Genomic DNA, 6,149 nt, shown 5'->3' with positions numbered 1-6,149 from the left:
CCGCTACGTAAGACCCGAACCGTAACCCGTCGTCCCCGTCTAGCGCCCCGTGTCTGCTTGTCTGCGTCTCCGGTAGAACGCTCTATAGACCTGTGATTTGGGGGCTGCAACAGCTTTTTTCAAAAAACTTCGTTTTTTTCGATTTTATTCGGAACCGCGCTGATATCGCGTGCTGCTGGCGCTGTGCCCCCATTCCGGTCCCTATGCCCCAAGCCGGCAGTAAAGCCCCGCGGCCAGCTTTGCGCGCTCTACCAGACTGTCGACTTCGATATGTTCGTTCAGCGTATGGAGCCCCTGCCCCCGGACCCCGATGGAATCGAGCGTGGGCAATCCGAGGTAACCGGTAAAGTTCCCGTCCGATCCGCCGCCTGCCGATTGGCCGGTCATCTCGAACCCCAGCTCGCGCGAGATGTCTTGCGCCACCCCCAGCATCGCCATCGTGCCGGGCTGGTCCGGTTCCCACACGGGGCGGGTCACGCCCCGCGTGACCTCCATCACCACATTCCCCTGGTCCGCGTTCAACGCCATCATCTTGGCGATGCCCGCATCCAGTTGTTCCTGTGTCTTGGCCATAGACAGGACTTCGGCATCGCAGACCGAAGAGACGCAGTTCACCCATTGCCCCGCGTTGAACACGCCCAACGAGAAGGTACAGTCGTCGCTGGTCATGCCTTCGATCACGGCGACATGCTTTGCCATTTCGGCAATCGCCGACACGCCATCCTTCAGCGCCCATCCCGCGTGGCTGGGTTTGCCGCGGGTTTGCAGGTTAAACCGCGCGATGGCATAGCGCCCGATCACCGCGCCGCCGTCGGGGCAGGCAGGTTCGGGCACAAGGATATATTTATGGCGCTTGGCCTCGGCCTCGATCAGCGCGCGGGTCGACGGTGTGCCGACCTCTTCATCCGGCGTGAACAGCACGGTGACGGGCAGCGGAGTTTCGACCCCGGCGGCCAGCAATTTGCGCAGCGCATCAAGGAAGACATAATTGCCGCCCTTCATATCCATCAGCCCGGGGCCATAGCAGATACCGCCCTCGCGGCGGAACGGCAGCTTTTTCAACGTGCCCACAGGGTGGACCGTATCCATATGCCCCAAGAGCAGAATACCCCCCTCGCCCGCGCGGGGGTGGGGCATGGTGGCACGCACGCTGTCGCCGAACCCCATCCGGCCCGGGATCCGTTCAACCCGCGCGCCCAAGGCCGCCAAATCATGCTGCACCAGATCCATCATCCGGTTCACGGCCCCCGCGTCAAAGGTCGGGCTTTCGGTTTCGATCCAGGGGCGCAGCCCTGCGATCATCTCGTCCGTGTCAAACGGCAGCTCAAGCGGATTGGTCATGTCGGGTCTCCTCCCTATTGCGATGCCGTGATCTGCGGCACCGCCAGACGTTTTGATGATAGCGTAACTTCAGGCCTTGGGCAGACGTGTTTCCACGATGCGCGCATAGATCGATGCGCCCACGGGCAGCATCGCGTCATCCAGCACGAAGCCCGGATTATGCAGCGGCACATTGCCCGCGTGTCCGACACGGCAATAGGCACCGGGCACGACTTTCAGCATATCGGCAAAATCCTCTGATCCCGTGGCCTGCTCGGTCGATTCTGACGACAGGTCAGCGCCCACCACATCTGCGGCGGCTGCGACATAGGCGGTGGTCAGGTCGGGGTCGTTCATCAGCACGTCAAAGACATTGCGCAGGTCCACGTCAATCTCCACCCCGTAAGACAGCGCCATGCCCGCGCAGATATCGCGGATGCGCTGATCGGCGAGCTGGGACACATCGTCATGGAAATAGCGGATGGTGCCGGCGATCGTCGCGGTATCGGGCACCACGTTATAGGCAGAGCCCGCATTGAACTTGGTCACCGACAGAACGATGGGCTTGGTGGGGATGATATTGCGGCTGGCGATGCTTTGCAGCTGTTGCACCAAAGCGGAGCCGATAACGATCGGGTCTTTCGACTGATGCGGCGCGGCGGCGTGGCTGCCGGTGCCCTTGATCGTGATGTCGAAAAAGCTCGCCCCCGCCATCGCCGGCCCCGGCGTGACAGACACGACGTTGGGCTCCGAATTCGGATCGTTGTGCATCCCGTAGATCTCGTCACAGGGGAAGCGTTCAAACAGCCCCTCGGCGATCATGCGGCGCGCACCGCCCAGACCTTCCTCGGCAGGTTGGAAGATCAGCACCACGGTGCCGTCAAAATCCCGTGTCTCGGCCAGATAGCGCGCGGCCCCCAGCAGCATCGTGGTATGACCGTCGTGACCACAGGCATGCATCCGCCCCGGATTGGTCGAGGCATAGGCCACGCCCGAGGTTTCCTCGATCGGCAGCGCGTCCATATCGGCGCGCAGCCCCACGCGGCGGTTGCCACCCCCCTGCCCCTTGATCAGCCCGACCACACCGGTGCCGCCGATGCCCTCGTGTACCTCGTCCACCCCATAGGCGCGCAGCTGCGCCGCCACGATGCCCGAGGTCCGCACCTCTTCGAACCCCAGTTCGGGGTGGGCGTGGAAATCCTGACGGATCGCGGTCAGATCGCTGGCAAAGGATTCGATCTTTGGAATGGTGGTCATAGGGTGGCTCCTGTCACGGGGGTCGTGCGATCCAGCGCACGGAAGTTGGCGAAATCCCAATGCCGGCCGGGCGCGGCCTCGATCAGGTTGCGGGTGTAGTCGTGGCGCGGCGCGGCAAGCACCTCGCCCGCGGGCCCATGTTCGACGACAACGCCTTTCTGCATCACCAGCACCTCGTCGCAAATCTGCGCCGCGACCCGCAGGTCATGGGTGATGAACAGCATGGCGATGCCGAATTTTTCCTGCACATCGTCCAGCAGATCAAGCACCTGCGCCTGCACGCTGACATCCAGCGCCGACACGGCCTCGTCCGCGACCAGCAGATCGGGCTTCATTGCAACAGCGCGCGCGATGGCGATCCGCTGGCGTTGGCCGCCCGAGAATTGATGCGGATAGCGGTCCAGCGCATCGCGCGGCAGGTCCACCAGCTCCATCAGCTCGGCGGCGTGTTCCATCGCATCGGCGCGGCTGGTGCCAAAGTTGATCGGCCCCTCGCACAGGCTGCGCGCCACGGTCCAGCGCGGGTTCAGCGACCGGTAAGGGTCTTGAAACACGATCTGGAAATGCTTGCGATGCGGCTGCAACTGACGGCGCGACAGCTGCGCGATCTCGGTCCCGGCAACAGTCACCTTTCCCGCCGTAGGGTCGATCAGCCGCATGATGGCACGGGCCACGGTCGATTTACCCGACCCGCTTTCGCCCACGATCCCAAGGGTACGCCCCGGCTGGATGGTGAAATTCACATCCTGCGCCGCCCGCACCCCTTGGCTGGCGCGAAAGAAACCGCCCCCGCCATAGGTCATCTCTAGCCCGTCCACGGTGATCACATTCCGCGCCTCCGCCGGTGCCCGAGGGGGGCGCGGATCAAGGTTGGGCACCGCCTGCAACAGCTTGCGGGTGTAGTCTTCCTTGGGCGCGGTCAACAACTGCCGGATCGGCGCGCTTTCAACAATGCGGCCCTTCTGCATGACGCTGACCGTATCCGCGATCTCGGCGACCACGCCCATGTCGTGCGTGATGAACAGCACCGCCGTGCCGTGGCGTTCCTGCATCTCTGAAATCAGCTTGAGGATCTGCAACTGCGTCGTCACATCCAGCGCCGTCGTCGGCTCGTCCGCGATCAACAGATCAGGGTCAAGGATCAACGCCATCGCGATCATGATGCGTTGCCGTTGCCCGCCTGAGAGCTGATGCGGGAAAGCGGCATAGATGCGTTCCACATCCGGCAGATGCACCTGCTCCATCATATCGATGGTGCGGGCCTTGGCCTCGGCGCGGGACAGATCGCTGTGCATGTTCAGCACTTCCTCGATCTGCTCGCCCACCCGCAAAACAGGGTTCAGCGCGGTCATCGGTTCCTGAAAGATCATCGCGATCCGCCGCGCCCGCAAGGCCCGCATCTGCGCCGGCTTGGCTTGGGTGATCTCGATCCCTTCCAAGTCAATCGACCCGCCCTGAATTTCCAGCGCATCCTTGGGCAGCAGCCCCATCGCCGTTAGCGAGGTGACAGATTTGCCCGACCCGCTTTCGCCCACCAGACAATGGGTCTCGCCCGCGCGGATATCCAGATCAATCCCGCGCAACACCGGATCGGCCTTGGGCCGCCCCGCCAGCCCCACCGTCAGCCCGCGTATTTTCAGAACGCGTTTGGCATCGGTAAAGTCTTTGGACTTGAATTCCATCTCACACCTCCCGCTTTTTCATACGTGGATCAAGGATATCGCGGGCCGTGTCGCCCAACAGGTTGATCGCCAGAATACATAGCGACAGCATCAACCCCGGCCAGAAGATGAGCCCCGGCTTGATCTGGAAATAGCTTCGCCCCTCGGCCATGATATTCCCCCATGTGGGGATCTCGGTCGACACGCCCGCCCCCAGAAAGCTCAGGATCGCCTCGATCAGAATGGCAGAGGCGCAGATATAGGTGCCTTGCACGATCAGCGGCGCAAAGGTGTTGGGCATCAGATGCTGCAACAAGACCTTGGGCATGGACGATCCAAGCGCGATCGCCGCCTCGACATAGGGTTCTTCGCGCGCGGTCAGCACCACCGACCGGACCAGCCGCACGACGCGGGGCACCTCCGGCACGGTGATCGCGATGATCACCGATGTCACGCTCGGCCCGTTCAGCGCGACCAGCGCGATCGCCAGCAGGATCGCGGGGATCGCCATCAGACTGTCCATGATCCGCATGATGATACTGTCGGCCAGCCGGAAATACCCCGCAACCAGACCAATCAGCAGCCCCACGGCGACACTGACCACCGCCGCCCCGACACCGATCAGCAGCGACACGCGCCCCCCCGTCACAACGCGGCTAAAGATATCGCGGCCGTAAGGGTCCGTGCCCAGCAAGAAGTCATCCGACGGCGGCTTCAGCCGCGCCATCGCATTCATCTCAAGCGGGTCATAGGGCACATAGTAAGGGGCCAGCACCGCCGCGAGGACAATCGCCACAAGGATCACCGCCGCAATCGTCGGACCTACGCCGATCCGCATCGCTTTGGGGACAGAGAATAAACCGGTCACAACCTGAAAGGCGCTGTGCCGAGAGCTTGGGATCTGCGTCATATCAGTACCGGATCCTTGGATCGAAGAATGAATAGGAAATGTCGATCAACAGATTGACCGTCACATAGATGCCCGCGGTCAGCAGGATCATCGCCTGAATAACCGGATAGTCGCGCGCCAGAATGGCATCGACTGTCAGCCGCCCGATCCCGGGGATGTTGAACACGCTCTCGGTCACCACCACGCCCGAGATCAGCAGCGCGAAGCCCGTGCCGATGATGGTCAGGATCGGCACCGCCGCATTGCGCAGCGCATGGCGGAACAGCACGATATTCTCGCGCACCCCCTTGGCGCGGGCGGTGCGGATATAATCCTCGCCCAGAACCTCAAGCATCGACGCCCGCGTCATCCGCGCGATCAGCGCGATATAGATCGTGGCCAGCGTCAGCGACGGCAGGATCGCACGGCTAAAGAACGGCCCGATGCCATCGGTTGGCGATTTATAGCCCTGCACCGGCACCCATTTCAGGTCGATGGCGAAAATCTGGATCAGGATATAGCCGATGACAAAGACCGGCACGGAAAAGCCGAGCACCGAAAAAGACATCACCAGGAAATCCACCCAGGACCGGTGCCGCCACGCGGCAATCACCCCCATCGGCACGGCCAAAGCGACCGAGATCACAATCGTCATCAACGCGATATTCAACGTCGGCCCCAAACGGTCGCCGATCATCCCCGCAACCGAGGTATTCGACAGCAGCGATGTACCCAGATCACCGCGCAGCAGCTGGCCCATCCATGTGCCGAACTGCACCAGCAGCGGGTCGTTCAGCCCCAGACTGTCACGGATACGCTCAAGCTGCGCAGGGGTGGCAGCATCACCGGCAAGGATCGCGGCAGGATCACCGGGCGTCAGCCGCAGCAAGAGAAACACAAAAATCGCAACGATCACCATCACCGGTATCGTGGCCAATATGCGCTTGAGGATATAGAAAAACATGCCGAAGGCTCCTTGCGGTCGTAGGGGTGAGAGGCGCGCATCGCAGCGCGCCTCTCAA

5 protein-coding genes are annotated in these 6,149 nt (G+C 62.4%); all 5 read right to left on the bottom strand.

Annotation, left to right across the window (positions count from 1 at the left end; translation table 11 throughout):
* Window positions 1-201 precede the first annotated feature (201 nt).
* Entirely contained in the window at window positions 202-1,341 is a 1,140-nt protein-coding gene (locus B3849_RS02640; protein ID WP_278426074.1) for a M20/M25/M40 family metallo-hydrolase, read from the bottom strand.
* Window positions 1,342-1,410: 69 nt separating this feature from the next.
* Window positions 1,411-2,577: a M20 aminoacylase family protein gene (locus B3849_RS02635; protein ID WP_009824267.1), complete on the bottom strand. Its 1,167-nt coding sequence runs from the start codon at window positions 2,575-2,577 to the stop codon at window positions 1,411-1,413.
* Window positions 2,574-4,259 carry an ABC transporter ATP-binding protein gene (locus B3849_RS02630; RefSeq protein WP_286779782.1) on the bottom strand — a complete coding sequence of 562 codons (1,686 nt, stop codon included), beginning with the start codon at window positions 4,257-4,259 and terminating at the stop codon, window positions 2,574-2,576. The genes B3849_RS02635 and B3849_RS02630 overlap by 4 nt, the downstream gene beginning before the upstream one ends.
* Window position 4,260: 1 nt before the next feature.
* Window positions 4,261-5,148 carry an ABC transporter permease gene (locus tag B3849_RS02625; protein ID WP_064216922.1) on the bottom strand — a complete coding sequence of 296 codons (888 nt, stop codon included), beginning with the start codon at window positions 5,146-5,148 and terminating at the stop codon, window positions 4,261-4,263.
* 1 nt (window position 5,149) lies between these two features.
* Window positions 5,150-6,091 (bottom strand): ABC transporter permease, encoded by a 942-nt coding sequence (locus B3849_RS02620; protein WP_286779781.1) that lies wholly within the window; start codon window positions 6,089-6,091, stop codon window positions 5,150-5,152.
* Between the last annotated feature and the right edge of the window lie 58 nt (window positions 6,092-6,149).

It is taken from the genome of Sulfitobacter sp. UBA4523, from assembly GCF_002388305.1.
In the GTDB taxonomy this organism is placed as follows: domain Bacteria; phylum Pseudomonadota; class Alphaproteobacteria; order Rhodobacterales; family Rhodobacteraceae; genus Sulfitobacter; species Sulfitobacter pontiacus.
Note: the sequence above shows the minus strand (reverse complement) of the source record. Positions and strands in the feature narration are given on the sequence as shown.